At 54.6% G+C, this 15,773-nt stretch carries 18 protein-coding genes; 7 read left to right on the plus strand and 11 right to left on the minus strand.

Annotation, left to right across the window (positions count from 1 at the left end; translation table 11 throughout):
* Nucleotides 1-5 precede the first annotated feature (5 nt).
* The 6 genes from FO268_RS22935 to FO268_RS02600 form a co-directional block, all read right to left on the minus strand.
* Entirely contained in the window at nucleotides 6-182 is a 177-nt protein-coding gene (locus FO268_RS22935; protein ID WP_225316481.1) for a hypothetical protein, read from the minus strand.
* On the minus strand, nucleotides 183-386 hold the full coding sequence (locus FO268_RS22940) for a hypothetical protein (RefSeq protein ID WP_225316482.1): 204 nt from the start codon (nucleotides 384-386) through the stop codon (nucleotides 183-185).
* 112 nt (nucleotides 387-498) lie between these two features.
* Nucleotides 499-1,380: a hypothetical protein gene (locus tag FO268_RS02585; protein ID WP_150989185.1), complete on the minus strand. Its 882-nt coding sequence runs from the start codon at nucleotides 1,378-1,380 to the stop codon at nucleotides 499-501.
* 126 nt (nucleotides 1,381-1,506) lie between these two features.
* Nucleotides 1,507-2,454 (minus strand): DUF4124 domain-containing protein, encoded by a 948-nt coding sequence (locus FO268_RS02590; RefSeq protein WP_225316483.1) that lies wholly within the window; start codon nucleotides 2,452-2,454, stop codon nucleotides 1,507-1,509.
* Nucleotides 2,455-2,531: 77 nt separating this feature from the next.
* Complete coding sequence (locus FO268_RS02595; RefSeq protein ID WP_150989188.1) at nucleotides 2,532-4,205, minus strand: mechanosensitive ion channel family protein; 1,674 nt, start codon at nucleotides 4,203-4,205, stop codon at nucleotides 2,532-2,534.
* An 83-nt stretch (nucleotides 4,206-4,288) separates the two neighbouring features.
* Nucleotides 4,289-6,073, minus strand: a complete 1,785-nt coding sequence (locus tag FO268_RS02600; protein ID WP_150989191.1) for a DEAD/DEAH box helicase — start codon at nucleotides 6,071-6,073, stop codon at nucleotides 4,289-4,291.
* 254 nt (nucleotides 6,074-6,327) lie between these two features.
* On the opposite strand from FO268_RS02600, the gene FO268_RS02605 reads away from it, so the two are divergent.
* The 3 genes from FO268_RS02605 (at nucleotide 6,328) to FO268_RS02615 (ending at nucleotide 10,105) form a co-directional block, all read left to right on the plus strand.
* On the plus strand, nucleotides 6,328-8,703 hold the full coding sequence (locus FO268_RS02605; RefSeq protein WP_191966804.1) for a putative bifunctional diguanylate cyclase/phosphodiesterase: 2,376 nt from the start codon (nucleotides 6,328-6,330) through the stop codon (nucleotides 8,701-8,703).
* Nucleotides 8,704-8,911: 208 nt separating this feature from the next.
* Nucleotides 8,912-9,208, plus strand: coding sequence for a hypothetical protein (locus FO268_RS02610; RefSeq protein ID WP_150989197.1), 297 nt, complete (start codon nucleotides 8,912-8,914; stop codon nucleotides 9,206-9,208).
* Between the two features lie 153 nt (nucleotides 9,209-9,361).
* The gene (locus FO268_RS02615; protein WP_150989200.1) at nucleotides 9,362-10,105 is read left to right on the plus strand and encodes a class I SAM-dependent DNA methyltransferase; all 744 of its coding nucleotides are present in this window, start codon (nucleotides 9,362-9,364) and stop codon (nucleotides 10,103-10,105) included.
* Nucleotides 10,106-10,153: 48 nt separating this feature from the next.
* Here the strand turns inward: FO268_RS02615 and FO268_RS02620 are convergent, their stop codons facing one another.
* The 3 genes from FO268_RS02620 to FO268_RS02635 all read right to left on the minus strand — a co-directional run bounded on the left by FO268_RS02620 (nucleotide 10,154) and on the right by FO268_RS02635 (nucleotide 12,452).
* Nucleotides 10,154-11,047, minus strand: a complete 894-nt coding sequence (locus tag FO268_RS02620) for a metal-dependent hydrolase (RefSeq protein WP_150989205.1) — start codon at nucleotides 11,045-11,047, stop codon at nucleotides 10,154-10,156.
* Between the two features lie 435 nt (nucleotides 11,048-11,482).
* Complete coding sequence (gene trxC, locus FO268_RS02630) at nucleotides 11,483-11,923, minus strand: thioredoxin TrxC (protein WP_150989213.1); 441 nt, start codon at nucleotides 11,921-11,923, stop codon at nucleotides 11,483-11,485.
* A gap of 49 nt (nucleotides 11,924-11,972) precedes the next feature.
* On the minus strand, nucleotides 11,973-12,452 hold the full coding sequence (locus tag FO268_RS02635) for an FKBP-type peptidyl-prolyl cis-trans isomerase (RefSeq protein WP_150989216.1): 480 nt from the start codon (nucleotides 12,450-12,452) through the stop codon (nucleotides 11,973-11,975).
* A 162-nt stretch (nucleotides 12,453-12,614) separates the two neighbouring features.
* Here FO268_RS02635 and rlmF point away from each other — a divergent pair, with 162 nt between their 5' ends.
* Nucleotides 12,615-13,559 carry a 23S rRNA (adenine(1618)-N(6))-methyltransferase RlmF gene (rlmF, locus tag FO268_RS02640; RefSeq protein ID WP_150989219.1) on the plus strand — a complete coding sequence of 315 codons (945 nt, stop codon included), beginning with the start codon at nucleotides 12,615-12,617 and terminating at the stop codon, nucleotides 13,557-13,559.
* A gap of 3 nt (nucleotides 13,560-13,562) precedes the next feature.
* Here the strand turns inward: rlmF and FO268_RS02645 are convergent, their stop codons facing one another.
* The gene (locus tag FO268_RS02645; protein ID WP_150989222.1) at nucleotides 13,563-14,018 is read right to left on the minus strand and encodes a CopD family protein; all 456 of its coding nucleotides are present in this window, start codon (nucleotides 14,016-14,018) and stop codon (nucleotides 13,563-13,565) included.
* A gap of 42 nt (nucleotides 14,019-14,060) precedes the next feature.
* Nucleotides 14,061-14,516: a thioredoxin-dependent thiol peroxidase gene (gene bcp / locus FO268_RS02650; RefSeq protein ID WP_150989225.1), complete on the minus strand. Its 456-nt coding sequence runs from the start codon at nucleotides 14,514-14,516 to the stop codon at nucleotides 14,061-14,063.
* 106 nt (nucleotides 14,517-14,622) lie between these two features.
* Between bcp and FO268_RS23315 the strand changes: the two genes are divergently transcribed.
* From FO268_RS23315 to FO268_RS02665, 3 genes are all read left to right on the plus strand, one after another.
* Nucleotides 14,623-14,745 (plus strand): SEC-C metal-binding domain-containing protein, encoded by a 123-nt coding sequence (locus tag FO268_RS23315; RefSeq protein WP_191966806.1) that lies wholly within the window; start codon nucleotides 14,623-14,625, stop codon nucleotides 14,743-14,745.
* A complete protein-coding gene (locus FO268_RS02660) occupies nucleotides 14,742-15,185 on the plus strand; it encodes a DUF3010 family protein (protein WP_150989228.1) in 444 nt (147 codons plus the stop codon). Before FO268_RS23315 ends, FO268_RS02660 begins: the two co-directional genes overlap by 4 nt.
* 285 nt (nucleotides 15,186-15,470) lie before the next feature.
* The gene (locus FO268_RS02665) at nucleotides 15,471-15,710 is read left to right on the plus strand and encodes a hypothetical protein (protein WP_150989231.1); all 240 of its coding nucleotides are present in this window, start codon (nucleotides 15,471-15,473) and stop codon (nucleotides 15,708-15,710) included.
* Nucleotides 15,711-15,773 lie beyond the last annotated feature (63 nt).

A 15,773-nucleotide genomic window follows, 5' to 3' on the forward strand; every position in this document is an offset into this window, starting at 1 on the left:
CGGGGTCAGGATGCACGGCCGGGGTACAAATCGTAGTCCTCCCCGTCGATCACAACTCGCTCAGCCTTGACCAGCCGCTCGCCTTCTTTGGCGGAGCGATGGCCATGTACGGTAATCTCCTGGCCCTGGCTCAACATCTCTTTGCTGAGCCCGACACGGTCGTTACGCCAGGGCTGACCCACTTACACAACCCATTCCTCGCCATCCACGCTGATCGTCACCTCACCATGGGGATTACCAAGGCGTACTGACTGGATGGTACCGGTGATCTCAAACTCCTCATCCGTTGCCCATGCCCAACCGTGATGAGCCTGAACGCCAGAGGCGGAGAGAAAAGCAGCAAGAACAGCAAAACCGAGCAGATAGGTAAAACGAACGTGAGGCATATCCAATCCTCTTGTCGCGGGTTTGTCAGGGTAATCGAACCGCAAGTTCCACAGCTCAGTTCATTCGACAGTGGGAATGCAGAGAAATTCCCGGCGGGCCACTCGAGCCCACCTATAAGGCATCAAGCTTTTGAAACTCCCTGTTTCGCTTGGCTATTTTCTTGCTGCTTGCACGACCGCGACTGAGCAGGCTTCGATGTGATGAAAACAATAAATTAAGCATGACTCTCCTGCCGCTGCCGAAGTGTCGGCGATGGAAAGCCTCAGTGTTCTCAAAAAATAGTGTTCCAGCAGGGCCCGTAATATTTTTTATAGAGCCACCAAAACGGTTTTCTGCCTCAGCCAGGGTTATTGAGCCTCGCAGTACATCCGCGATCTTGATGTCGCGATGACTCCCTTTCGCCACGATATGAAAGGAAGATTCTTCATCAACATCCGTAAGATAAACAAAGAGATTCAGGGATGCCCAGCCAGCATAGTCAAAATGAAAAGAGTTCTGTTTATGCTCTCTTGGGCTCTGTCCCGAGCGGGATACAAATAACGAGGATTCCAGGAGCACGGGTTCAGATTTTAAGTAGGCCCTTAGAATCTTTTTTATTCCCGGGTCCTGGGTTAAACGACGCACGTCCTCATTCACCTGATGAACCAGTTGATATTCTTCAGGGGGGAGCTGATCCGTTATTTTCCGTAAACGACCGATCAGGTCCGCAGGCAACTGACCAAGCACCGCAACACTGTCCTGCCGGATTTCCTCTGCGATCAGCGTTGCATCAATATCCCCAAGTATTGATTCTCCACTCTCATCGATTGAGTCAAGTGGCGGCCTGAGCTTCTGAATGGCATAAATAGGGCCTGCCCGCCAAGGAGCGAAGTGAAATAATTGCCGGATTTTGTGTAGGGTAGCCGATAGCTTGAGGCCATTTACGGCTCGCCTGACAAAGTTCAACGACGAAGCCAGACTATCCTCGCTGCCAACGCTAAATCTATAGCTCATAAGCTCCCTTCGCAAAAACATCCATCGATGCTTCCGTAGCATTTAACTACAAATACTAGACGATCTGATGAGTTTTACGAAGGTAAATTTGCCCGGGTTTTCCCCTTCTGCCCTCCAATTTCGCGGCTAAAGCCTGAGAATCCCCTTACCCTGCTCATGTAACCAACGGCTCCAGTCCAGACTCAGCATGCTTACCCCGCCGATATAATTATCATCCACCAGGTAATACGCCAGGGTTCGGTCGCCCCGGTTAAAGTTATGCATCAGCCGCACCACAAAGTTACGGCGCGTGGGTTGAGAGAGCAGAAAACTAACGAACTGCCCCGACTGAGCCCGCAGGCTCCCGTGGCCAGACATTTCTGAATGGCGCCATTTACCGCTGGAGAGCTTCAGCAACTGGTCAATGTCCGTTAAACGGCCCTGCTCACGGGCTTGAGCGACAAACCACCGGTTTTCCTCGTGACGTTCAAAATACAAACCCGAGTCATCACGCTCGAGCATCTCCATCTGCTCGGCAAGGCCCTCATTTAACCAGGCTGGCGCATAGGGAACGATGGTATCGACGACTGCGTGACTCACCTCGTGCTTGATCGTTTTAAAGGTGAGGCTTCTGTTTTCCCGCACGTAGACGGCTATCTGGTGCTCGGAGGGTATATACAGGCCGTAAGACGCAACCGCCATGCCTCGGTTATTGCGAATCAGATATTGCTGGTAGTCAGCCCTGTCCTTGAAAAGCAGGATATTGACGGGCACCGTCCTGTACATGTCAAACGACATCACACGATCAAAGAACTCATAGACATTGTTCACGCCGTCAACAATTTGCTGGTTTTCCTCGTCACTCAGCTCTACATCTACAACTTGAATGTCGATATCAAAACGCGACCATTTCGACGCGCCTGGCTTCACGTTCACCACTTCCTGCTCAAGGCTGTGGTCTTTCCGGTCGCTGAAATGAACCTTCCCGTTTTCATCAACCCATTTATAGATCTCGGCATACCCCGGGTTTGCAACGATCATAAAGAGCGAACACACAAGGACTGGCTTTACGGCTTTCAGTAACTTCTTGATCACTGCGCTTTACCCGGTGGAGAGATGGTGTCGTTATTGCGTGTGCAGCCCGTGGCCACGCAGTCGCGATGAAGGCGCCCTCAGCCTGAGGGAGGTGGCATTTCCCCGCGAGCAATGTCGTGAGGGCTGGCTACCACCACCTCCCTCGGCCACCATTCCGGGTGGTTGTCACGGATGAATGCCAGCAACTTCTCACGGACATTCATTTCGGCCTCCCAGCCGGCAAAGGGCTCGGAGGTCATGAGGTAGAACGAAACCTTCTGGACCGTCTCGGTCTGCGCAGTGACAAAGCACGAGAGCTTGTGGTGCTCGACGACGTTTTTTTCTGCCTCGGCGAACTCCTTGAATCTCTCCCTCAGGCATTCGATGTCGGCATTCAGATGAAGCGAGAGCTCTATCATCCTGTACATTTTGGCACTCTTGACCGACAAATTCTGGAAGGGCTTCGAGGTGAAGTACTGGACCGGTACCACCAAACGGCGTTCATCCCAGGTTCTCAAACGAATGAACGTATAAAAGATGCCTTCCACATAGCACCACTGCCCCTCGAAGACGATCAGGTCGCCAATCCGTATGGGCTTGGCGAGCGACACCTGAAATGAAGCGAGAATGTTGCCCAGCACCGCCTGACCGGCAATACCCAGCAGAACCGTCAGGATACTGGCCGATGCCAGGAGAGTGATGCCCAGCGTCTCGAAAAGCGTGATCTGCGACAATATGTAGATGATGACCGCGACAACCGTCATCAGGATGATGCCTCGACGCAACGCATAGAGCGAGGTCAATAACTTGCGTTCATCCCGGTGTTTGGTGTCATCGATTTCTCCCACCAGATGTCGCTTTACCTTCAGCAGGAGGACGTCCACGAAACGCAGCGCGATCATACCTATGCCCCAGGCCAGGATGGCGATCAGCAGTATGCGAAAAGACGTGGTCGCCACGGCCGAGAAAGATACCACGGAATTGAGAAGGGTCCGGGCCACGAGCGTCATGGCCACTAGCGCCATGGGCAACCTGATCTCGCCAGCGAAGATGCTGGGTGAGCCGGAGGGCAGCCATCGAGCCACCAGGCCGACCAGGCGATGAACAAGCCAACCCACCAGGCCCACCCCCAGCAGGAAAATGGGAATAGCGATCCACTCCCAGATCTGGAGCCGCCCAAACGTTGACTTGAAACGCTGAGGCACTTGTTTCTCCAGCCAGGAGGGGCCGTATTCCTCATAAAGCAGAGGGAGGGAGGTCAGGCTTTCCGGCGTGATCAACCAGACGGGATTCTCTTCACCCACCCGGTATCGGGCCAGACGAATATCATAGGACTGCTCTTCGGCACGGAGTGATGCGAGTTTGAGATTGCGTCGTGGTTGCCCTGCCCGGGGATGGTTCCCCGACGGATCGACAATGGCGGCATCCTGCCGGCCGGACAAGTCGGAGGTATCGATCCACTCGCCGCGCCTGAGAACGGCGGCAAGTTGCCGGGCTAACTCGCTCCCCTTCTCGCGCTGTTCTGCGGCACTTAGGTCAGAAAGGTTGAGAAGGTGCGCCGCCGCCTCGAAGTCCTGCTGCCTGGTGAGCTGGAGAAAACTGCGGACCGACTCGCGCGGCGTCTGCCGCTGGACCTCCTCGGGGGGTTCATCGAGCCCGGTATTCAACGAATCGATGGTAAACCATCGCATCTCTTCGTCTTCCGTCTGCGCCACGCACAGGTTGGAAAACACGAGAGCAACGAACAGCCACCCTATCAGATATTTTTTCATTCGCGTCCTATCGGCATTGAGGTGCATCCATTGTCTATATCACTATAGAAGAAAGAAAACGCCGGGGAAAAACCGGGGCGGATCTATTTACACGCCTTGCGATAGCCCCCCTGATAGTCGAAGATCCGCTCCTGAACCTGCCAATAGTGCTTCTGCTTGCGGGCAATCACAAAATCCGGCGCCGACAAGAAGCCCTGCATCTCAAACACCTCATCCGCGGTGCTGAACGCTTTCGGGGCCTGACTATTGGCGAAACGACGCCCAAACAGTTGGTTAAAGACGTTGCGCTGGCCCGGCTTACTGAAATCAAAAGACTCGCTGAGCTCCTCCCCATCCTCACCGTGATAGGTGAGCCTCAGTTTTGTGCCATCAGCAGCTAACGTAATCCCGGCGCAGCGGATTACCATGGCATCCTTGAGTTTCAGCGCATCTCGCAGCTGATCATCCGGGTCAATGATGGCTTTGTGGCACTGCCCACAGTTACGGGCCGCAATATCATTCTCGCCACCGCAGTGCGGGCACTCCTTGAAACGGAAACGGTAATCGCACTGCTGAGGGCGCCCTTTCTGCACGGAAAACTCCTCGCCTTCTTCAGGTTCGAGTAGCCCCTGACAACGGCGCCCGTAGTGCTCGATAACACGGCCTTCGCTGTCGGTTTTGCCCCAGAAGATGTTGGCAAAACCACAGCCCGGGCAGAATACCTGTACAGGCTCACTATCGGGGTCGGGTTTCGGTTCCCCTACCTCCGGATGGTGCAGATTCACATGGTTGCCCGCGTAATCAATCACCAGGCAGTCCTGTTTGCCATCGTCCAGACGAAGACCACGGCCCACGATCTGCTGATACAGGCTGACCGACTGGGTAGGCCGAAGAATGGCGATAAAGTCCACATGGGGCGCATCGAAGCCGGTGGTAAGCACGGACACGTTCACCAGATACTTCAACTGCCGCTGCTTGAAGCGCTGAATCAGCAGATCCCGATCCTTCAGATCGGTCGCGCCGGTTACCAGGGCGGTTTGGTCCTCCGGCAAATAGCCGGAGACCTCCCGCGCATGCTCCACCGTTGCCGCAAAGATCATTACCCCCTTGCGCTCATCAGCCAGCTCTATCACCTGTTCAATGATGGCACGGGTCACACGTTTATGTTTGCTCAGCAGCTGGTTGACGTCTTTCTCGGCGTATTCGCCAAAGCGATCCTGAGGCAGCGCGGAGAAATCGTATTGCGCCACCGCCGCGTTTACCAACTCAGGCCTGGTGAGATAGCCCCGATTGATCATGTAGCTCAACGGCAGTTCATAAATGCAGTGCTGAAAGGGCTTGCCGTGCTCTTCACTCTCATCACTACCGCCACGAACAAAGCCCCGGTAGTGATAGCGATAGATCCAGCCCATGGCCAGACGATAGGGTGTGGCAGTCAGCCCAAGCAATTTGAGGGAGTCGTTCTGTTGCCGCAGCAACTCGATGATCCTTTGATACTGACTGGTATCCTCACCGCTGACCCGATGGCACTCATCGATGACGACCAACGAGTATTCATCCCTGAACTGATTCAGATTCGCCGCTACGGATTGGACACTAGCAAAGGTTACCTGATGCCGGTTTTCCTTACGCTTCAGCCCGGCGGAGAAGATGCCGCCCGTTAACCCATAACTCTGGTATTTGGCGTGATTCTGCTCCACAAGCTCTTTTACGTGGGTCAGTACCAGAATCTTCCGGCGGGCAAGGCGGGCCAGCTCGGCAATGACCAGGCTTTTACCGGCACCGGTTGGCAGCACGATAACGGCAGACTCATCGGATTGGCGAAAATGCCTTAACGTGGCATCCACCGCTTCCTGCTGGTATGGCCGCAGCGTGAAAGGCGCATTCATTTTGTAGGGCTCAACCGTTATCAGTAAGCAAAGGCGGCCATGATAACAAATACTGGCGGGATGACTGCTTCGCCGGAAGACTCAGTGCAACAGCTCAGGCTCCCATTACGTTTACGCTTTAGTGGTATATTAAAGGCGACGGCAAGGATTTGGCCGGCCCCTTTCAGGACTGATTTATGACAGAGACGTCAGATAAACACGAGATTTTCACTGATCTCACTGAAGCGCTTGCCATGGCTTGCCCGGTGGTTTGCGTGGCGGTCATCCTCAAAGACGGGGACTCCCCAAGCCATCTCGTCGGAGACCCGGACGCAGCTCAGCTGCTAATGACGTTGGACAGTGTTCAGGCGACATTGGCTGACGGCGCTCCGAGGACTGAAGCATCACCACCAGGCACGGCTCTGGAAGCAGCCGCCTTCATCGCGGTTGAACCCCTGAACCTTCCCCATCAAGAGTCCGTGGCGACTGTGATCGCATTCGCAGGCAAACACCTGGGTGATTGCGAGCGCGCTGTCGCGCTCCTGCACTCCCTGGTGACGGAAACTCTCAATGAATTGATGTTTCTCAGGCAAACACCTTTTCTGGCGGCTGCTTTTGCTGAAATCGAATGTGGGGTAACCATCGCCGACCCCAATCTCGCCGACACGCCTCTAGTCTATGCCAACGCCGCATTTGAGCGTATGACGGGTTATTCAAGAGCGGAAGTGTTGGGTCGCAACTGTCGTTTTCTTCAGGGTGACCTTAAGGACCAGCCCGGCCTTCGCACCATACGCAATGCTCTTGCGCGGGGCACAGACTGTACAGCCGTAGTGACAAATTTTCGCAGCAATGGCGAGTCATTCGAAAACCGCCTCAAACTTCGGCCCATCCGTGGGCATGACGGTACGGTTGCTTACATAATCGGGATTCAGCTTGACGTCTCGAGAGAGCACTCGGCTCTCGAATCTCTGGCCCTGCAAAAACGTCGCTATGAAAGCCTCATTGAAACGCAGTCAGGCTACATCTGGCTTATGGATATTAAAGGAGAACTCAAGAGCGTACCCGAAAAATGGTTAGAGCTTGCGGGTCTCCCCCCGGCGAGCGATCCGCCAGAGCTGTCAGTCATCCGTAGCGTTCTGACTCCGGAGGCGGCGCAAGCTTTCCGGGAGGGATGGAGTGAAGCCCTCAGGACTATCACACCGTTTGAAGTGATCTATCAGTTACCGGCCCAGGTCCAATCCCCTAGGTGGTTTCTGGACCGCGTTACGCCGGTCCGCGATGATGAGAAAAGACTTCTCGAGTGGATTGCCGCGTCGCAGGAAATCACTGAGTTGAAACTCGCCGAAATGGAAGTTGAGCGTGCCGCGTATGAGGACCGGCTGACCGGGCTTCTTTCACCGGAAGGCTTTGCCCAGCGCCTTGACGAGCATCTCAGAGAGCAGGATCTGCATCCTGCCAGCCCGGTGGTGGTGGTCGACATCAAAGCCCTGAGGGAAATCAATAATACCCGCGGTTATGAGGTTGGCGATGAAGTGCTGCGGGAGGTCGCCCGTCGCTTGTCCGGCGAGATGGGCCCGAGCGCACTGGTTGCGCGCACGGGCGGCGATGAGTTCACCGTGCTTGCGCCACTGGAAAATCAGCGTACACCGCGCCAATTGCGTGCGTGTATGGCAGCCGTCTTCGATGTACCTTTTGAAATCAGAGGCTTTTCCTTCCACGTTGAAGCGTCTTTCGGCTACGCCCGGCTACGCAGCAGTGCGGGAGATGCCCGCAAACTTATGACCGATGCGGCGTTGGCGCTACATCTGAGCCAACATAATCCGGCGGTGACCTGGTCTCAATACACCAAAGAGCTCGAGCGTAAAACGCGCAAAACCGTGGACCTCACCACGAAGTTACGCCACGCTCTCGAAGCCGATCAGTTAGAGCTTTATTACCAACCTCAAGTTGATCTTGAGAGCGGTCGCATCGTCTCGGCAGAATCTTTGTTGCGATGGAAGCACCCTGAGATGGGCTTTATTCCGCCTGACCTGTTCATCCCGCTGGCTGAACAAAGCCAGCTCATCGGGCCAATAGGAGATTGGGTGCTGCGACAAGCCTGCCGGGATCTTAAGGCCTGGAGGGGTGCGGGACTTGGAACCTGCCCGGTGTCGATCAATGTTTCACTGATCCAGTTCCAGCTGGGCTCTTTCCCCGACAAAGTTCGCAAGGCATTGACTGACTTCAACGTCGCCCCCGGGGAGTTGACCCTGGAGATCACTGAAAGCGTCTTCGAGCAACACAGCCAGGCCTTGAAGCAGGATCTGGAAGCCCTCAGTGCAATGGGGGTTCGCCTGTCCCTGGACGACTTTGGAACAGGCTATTCCTCTCTGGGCCATTTGAAAGACTACTGGTTCAATGAAATCAAAATAGATAAAAGCTTTGTCAGCCAACTGGACGACGGGGCTTACGCGCAGGCGATCGTCAAAGCAACTATATTTATCGCTGCGGCACTCGGGGCAGAGGTCGTCGCCGAAGGAATTGAAGAATCAAGACATATAACGACTTTACGGCTTCTTGGATGCACGAAAGGACAGGGCTATCACTATAGCCGGCCTGTACCCGAGCCCAGGTGGCATCAATTGCTTATCAAGAACCCAGCGCTTCCCTGAGGGCAATTTACGGGTATCCAAATCGCCTATCTGATATGCCGAGTTGATAAGCACACCTTCCTGAGCTTAGATTAAAAAGTCATCCGGGATTCCGTAGTTCGTGGCGGTTCAGTCTCCTTATCCACATAACGCCATTGAGAGAAGCTGCGATGAGGCGCTCAGACAGGACGTTTGGTCCGTCTGAAACTCGTATTCGAAGGAGTACTCTATGAAAAAGTTACATTCACTCGCCTTTTATGCCTTGATCACACCGGCCATAGCCCTGGGTTCAGCTGCGTTGTTCGCCGAAGAAAGCGGCAATGGGGATAAGGATCTGGGCGAGCAGGATATGGACCAACATGCTGAACCCGAGGATCAGAAATCTGAGCAACACGAGGAATCCACCAAGTCCAAATACAATACAGATGACGCAGCTGGCGCAAGTGACTCGGAAACGGACGACCAGTCTGACAAGCAGAAAAAGGAGAAGCACAAAACGCCTGCGGATAAGGACATGACCGAGTGACCTGATCTGAACCGAATACCCCTCGTGATGAAAGCGTGGGTGTGTCGAATTGATCAAGCCGGCAGTTCGATGATGTCACCCGCCACACCGCCTTCATACACCTTCTGCTATACTGCCGGCCATTCCCCTATCCTGCCCGCCCTGTGAGCCGTCATGCCGTCTACCAAGCTATACACTGACCTCTCCGGTTATTACGATCTGATGTGTGCCGACATCAACTACCGGGAACAAAGCAGCGGCGTGCGCAGGCTAAACCAGCTGTTCGGAAACGGCGGTTACAGGCACTTGGATCTGGCCTGCGGAACCGGCCCTCACATTCGGCATTTTCTCGACTTTGGTTACCAAAGCCAGGGCCTGGACATCAATCAGCCTATGCTGAATAAAGCGAAAGTGCGCTGCCCTGAAGCCGAATTCACCCTGGGCGACATTGGCAGTTTTGCCTTTGACCAGCCTTTCGATCTGATTACCTGCTTTCTGTATTCCATTCACTACAACAGTGACATCGACCGCCTGAAATCCTGCATCACCAGCGCCCACGAGGCCCTGCAGGCCAATGGGGTCTTCTGCTTCAATGCGGTGGACAAAAACAAGATCAACAACCACCTGTTCGTAACCCATACGGCAGAGCACCAGGACGGTGTTTTCACATTCAGTTCGGGCTGGAACTACCGCGGCTATGGTGAGCAGCAGTCACTCAAGCTGTGGATCAAAAAAGACACGCAAAATGTCAGCGAGACCTGGACGGACGAGCATCCCATGGTGGCGTTGGGCTTCGAGGAGCTTGCACAGCTGCTGGAACCCTGTTTCGAGGTTCATATATTCGAGCACGACTACGGCAAAATAGAGCCCTGGGACGGGGAGTCCGGCAACGCCCTGTTCGTCTGCGTGAAGCGGTAGCGCAAAATAGAAGACATGGCAGTGTGGCGGCCAGTGGAGAGCTCGGCGTCAGGAAGCCTTTGTCATAACCGGCGCCAACCATTTGCGCTTGGCCTTCTCCACCAGATCTCGAGCATCGTGATTCCAGGGGTGGAAATTCGGGCTGTAGTACTTGAAGTAGGACGGCAAAAGCTTGCGGAAAACGCCGGGCTTGCCCCACATGTAGTTGAGCCCGCCCAGCCAGGACTTCAGGTTGAATAGTTCTCCGTCTTCTTTCATCAGCTGAACCAGATGAATCCCGCTGAACAGCGGGAACATCACGCTCACTGCCATCATTTCCGTTAGTCGAACAAACTCGCTGCCGCCCATGGCCTTGTAAACATCGAAAGCCACGCCCTTGTGCTCGGATTCTTCAATCGCGTGCCAGGCCCAGATAGGGGCCATGCGCGGGTCCATCTCCTCCAAAGCGTCGTATTTCAGCAGAAACTCCTCGGCCATCAGGGCGGTGAAATGCTCCACTGCCACCGTATGGGCCAGCTGACGCTCGGGACTGAAGTGCTTGCGCATCCAGTTCATCAGCCCCTGAATCTCCCGCTCCAGGCGGTCGAGATTGATGCCGCGATCCTGCATATACCCGTTGAGGGCCTTGTGTTCCTTCGAGTGGTGGGCCTCCTGGCCAATAAAGCCCCGCACCGCCGCTTTCAGCTCGGGATCTGTGATCTGTTTCTGGTAGTGGCGTACCGAGTCGATAAAGAAGCGCTCACCGGGCGGGAAACTGGAAGACAGAGCGGCCAACAGAAGCGTTTTGGCCGGATCGTTGTCCCACCAGTATTTGGGCACGTCGTCGGCCAGATCAAAGTTCGGCTGACGGACTTCGGGGATTATGCCTTTGGGCGTGGTAGTTCGAGCTGCATTGCGTGCTGAAACCGGATGAACATCGGCTTCTGTTCTGTTGGCAATCATCGTGAGCCCTTGGGAAGCGTATTGGCTGTGAAGTCATCATACCGGTGAGGAATCCACTGCCGTAAGAGCGCAAGGGGACAATGTACTTGTCATTGGCGGCCAATCGAAAACCATAACAACAGAGCAACCCCGAAAAGAAGCACTGCAAGGTGGACAGTCAGGTTCTTCCGGATAGTTGGAGCGGGCTTCCTGGCGAAACTGAAGTAATCCTCACCAAACAGCCCCACGCCGCAGCGCTCGCAGTAGTTTCTTGAGTAAGAAACCCTGAGCGCAGACGGGTCAAACTTTTTTCGACAGCTGTAACAACCAGGCTTAATCATTCTGGGTTTGCTCATTAGGTCAGAGCGCCCCAAACACGAGTCGCTACTGCTGCATGGTGTCCTGAAACGCCCGCATACTGAAAGCGAGCCGCCCTTTACCGAATCTTCCCGCCCCCTACCGAACACCGTTCGATTGCAGCCACTGGCTGATCTGCGCCTGGTTCATGGCACCGCTCTGGCGGGCCACTTCCTTACCATTCTGGAACAGGATCAGTGTGGGTATGCTGCGAATGCCAAACTGGCCGGCCGGCCCAGGCGATTGTTCGGTGTTCAGCTTGGCAAAGCGCACTTTACCCCGCCAGGCTTTCGCTGCATTCTCGAACTGAGGCGCCATCGCTTTGCACGGGCCACACCAGCTGGCCCAGAAATCCACCAGCACCGGCACATCACTGCGCCCTGTATGAGCATTAAAGCTCTGGTCCCCCAACTCCAGAACCCGATCCGGCCAGAGCGGCTGTTTGCAGGCACCGCAATTGCCGCCGGATGACAGCTTATCGGCAGGCACCCGATTCACTTTGTGGCAATGGGGGCACACCAGGTGTCGAATATCGGTCATGATCAATCTGCCTCTGATTGCTTACTGGTTTGAACAATCCCTGAATCCCTCAGTGATGCCCACCCGGCCCGTGAGCGTGGCCGTGCGCCAACTCTTCCGGATCGGCAGCCCGCACTTCAACGATTTCGATATCGAAGGTGAGGGTTTTACCGGCCATCGGATGGTTGGTGTCGACATCCGCAAATTTGAGGCCGACCTTGGCGACGACCACATGGCGTGGGCCCTGTTCGGTTTGCACCTGGGCGACCATGCCCGGCTTCCAGCGTTTGGCCCCCATCAGATGCTTGACGGGCACGCGCTGCACGGCATCGGCCTTGCGTGGACCATAGGCTTTTTCCGGCGCGACGGTAACGCTGAACGTATCGCCAGCCTCGCGACCTTCCAGGGCTTCTTCCAGGCCCTGGATAATGCCGCCGTGGCCGTGCAGGTAAGCGTTCGGCTCGCCGCCACGGGAGTTTTCAACAACGTTGCCTTGTTCATCACTAACACTGTAGTGGAACAACACCACTTGGTTTTTTTCGATTGGCATAAGACTCTCTACGACGGTTCAAAGTACGCCATTATAGCCATTAGCGCCGCTGACTGCAGAGGACTGCCCCGGTTTTCATGCCCACTAAAGACATAAAGACTATAATCACGGACCAAGCCAGACCCACTCTACAATTGAACGCCAAGCCTCGGGCCTATTACTGTGAGCACCCTCCACCGAAATAAAAAAAGCCGCGCCAAGCCTGTTCGTAAAGGCCTACACCCAAGGAATCTGCACAATCAGGGTTATGACTTCCCCGCTCTCGTAAAGAGCCACCCGGCACTAGCCCCCTATGTGAAACCGAACGCTCATGGCGACCTTTCCATTGATTTCGCAGACCCATTGGCCGTAAAAACTCTCAACGCCGCGTTATTGAAGCGGTACTACAACATTGCCGATTGGGATATTCCAGAAGGTGCGCTTTGCCCTCCAATCCCGGGCAGGGCGGACTATATCCATTACATGGCAGACCTGCTTGGGCTTGGCCCTGAGCTTGAGCAGTACAGCGTCAAGCTGCTCGATATAGGGACTGGCGCAAATGGAATCTACCCGCTACTGGCCTGCCAGATTTACGGCTGGCAGTGTGTCGGCAGTGACATTAATCCCCAATCGCTCGAGAACGTAGCCGCGATTATCGCCAAAAACCCCACCCTCAAAGAACGCTTCACGCTGCGCGTGCAGCAAGATAAAAACCACATATTTGAAGGGATCATTCAAGCCGGGGAGTTCTTCGACGTCAGCGTATGCAACCCACCCTTCCATGCCTCGCCGGAAGAAGCACTTAAAGGTAGCCAGCTTAAACTCAAAAACCTTGCTCGTAGCCGCGGTGAACAGAAAGCAAAAACCGACTCCCCCACTCTGAATTTTGGCGGGGTGGGAGCAGAGCTTTGGTGCAAGGGGGGTGAACAGCTGTTTCTGAAAAAGCTGATCAGAGAAAGCCAGGTGTATTCGACTCAATGTCGCTGGTTTACCAGCCTGGTTTCAAAAGCCGACAACGTTAAGCCTGCAAAGAAGCTGATTCGCAAGCTCGGTGCCGTTGATTGTCGGGAAATCGAGATGAAGCACGGAAACAAGATTACCAGGGTACTGGCCTGGACATTCATCTGAGGCCTACAGATACCGTCCGCCGGCACCGATCGCAACCACAATCAGACCAAGAATCAGGTTGGTACCCACCAGCTTGCGGATCTGCCCCACCTGGCGCCCGCCTTCCTGGGGATCCTGGTTGGCAACGGCCTGCTTCAGCCGCCGGAAGGGGGCGAAATAGACGTGAAAATAGAGCAGGATCATCACAATCCCCAGTCCCTGCATGGCGTGGATATGCCACCCGGCACCGGCCATGCCACCGAACACACTGAAGATCATCCAGTAACCGGTCACCAATAACAGGATCACGGCAGCCCATACCCACTGGAAAAAACGGGACAGGGTGGCACACCAGAGTGCGCCCCGCTGGGACGCCTCGATCACCTCGACCACCGCCGGCCGCATCGCCATGTAGGCGAAAAACATACCGCCAACCCAGATCACGGCAGAGAGAACATGTAGTGTAATAGCCAGACTCATATAGTGATCCCCGGATGAAAATGTGTGTGATGCCGTTTTTAGTTACGTCAGGTCATCCAATATTTCCTGCACATGCTCTGCCGGTTTGACCTTGCCGTAATGGCGCCGAATCACGCCCTGTTCATCAATCAGGAATGACTCCCGATTCACGGACATCACCTGTTTACCGTACATGTTCTTCTGTTTCAGCACTTCATACTGATTGACCACCACTTCTTCGGGGTCCGCCAGAATCGGGAAGTTCAACGACTCTTTCCGGGCAAATTTCTCGTGGGAGCGAACGGTGTCTCGGCTTACACCTAGCACCTGCACGCCATGACTGCGAAGTTCGTTCAGTCGGTCCCGGAATTGCTGAGCCTCGATGGTACAGCCGGGAGTGGCGTCACGTGGGTAAAAGTAGAGCAGGACTTTCTGCCCCTGATAAGCCGATAGAGAGTGATCTTTACCTTCCTGGTCTTGCAGCGTGAAATCGGGTGCGCTTTTGCCTTCCCAGCTCATAGGGTTTTCCTCCATACAAAATCTCAGGCCAACGATATACGAATCCGATGTGAGTTAAGAGTAAATTCTGCCTCGTGGGCCTGCCTCGCCAATAGAAATTAAATCTGTGCCGGTTATATTTACTGTAACATCGCCCTCCCGCAACAACTTGTGCAACTGCGGTAGTGGAATCAAATTCAATAAATGCTGCGGCCGACGACAACCGTGGCATAGAAGGAAATGGCTATGATTGTTTGCGGGGTTGAGCTGAGTGGCAGCGATGCGGTGGTGTGTTTCCTGAATATGGACAGGGGGCAGTTCAACCTGCCGGAGTGCAAAGTTCGCAAACTGTCATTGCCGAAAAACCATAGCCGTGAAGATCTGAAGTTGTTCCAGACGGCCTTTGCAGAGTTAATGGCCGAGCACGGGGTCACCAGTGTCGCGATCAAAGAGCGGATGCCAAAAGGCAAATTTGCCGGTGGCGCCATCAGCTTTAAAATGGAAGCGGCCATTCAGCTGATCACCGGTATTGAGTTTACAGTGACCCTGCTCCCCCCGGCCCTGATCAAGTCCACCCTGGCATCCAATCCGCTGCCAATTGCTTTTGCCGATACGGGTTTGAAGGCGTTTCAGGAAACGGCCTTTATCACCGCCTATGTAGGACAGCTAAACCAAACCATGATCACATAAATCATTCCTTGCTTCAGTGCCTCAGGATTTGACTGATATGAACGACGCTTTTGATTTAATTGTTTATTTTCAGGGGCTTGCCAATCATGGCGAGCCACTGCAGGTGAAAGGCCACAGCGACTGGGATCAACTTTCAGCTCGGATAATGGCACGGCAAGCGGCAGTTTTGTCGACACCATCGAAGCCTTCGAGCTCAAAGTCGGCAATCGTTACATCGCTCTCACCAATACCGAGACAAGCCTGGAATGGACCGAGACTGGCGCCGAAATTGGTATGGAGGGCACGGTGATCGGGTCTGCGATTGAGGGGTATGTTCAGATATCAACACCCACTGCGGTAAGCATCTCCGAATACGAAACCTGTCCAACCGACGGGGTCATCCAGATTTCCAGTGATGGTTCTGCAGAGGTGCGATATGGCAGCAGTGCGGGTGGCACAGCCGGCGCCGTAGCTGTGTGGATAGATGGCCAGATTGTTGAAAGCTATGCCGACTGCAACAACGTTGGCTTTGAACCGGTCTACTGAAGAATGGCGGCGAGGAATGTTATTCCTCGCCATGCCCTCTTCTGAGAAAACGATTTGCATCGT

The organism is Marinobacter denitrificans (genome assembly GCF_008795955.1).
In the GTDB taxonomy this organism is placed as follows: Bacteria; Pseudomonadota; Gammaproteobacteria; order Pseudomonadales; family Oleiphilaceae; genus Marinobacter; species Marinobacter denitrificans.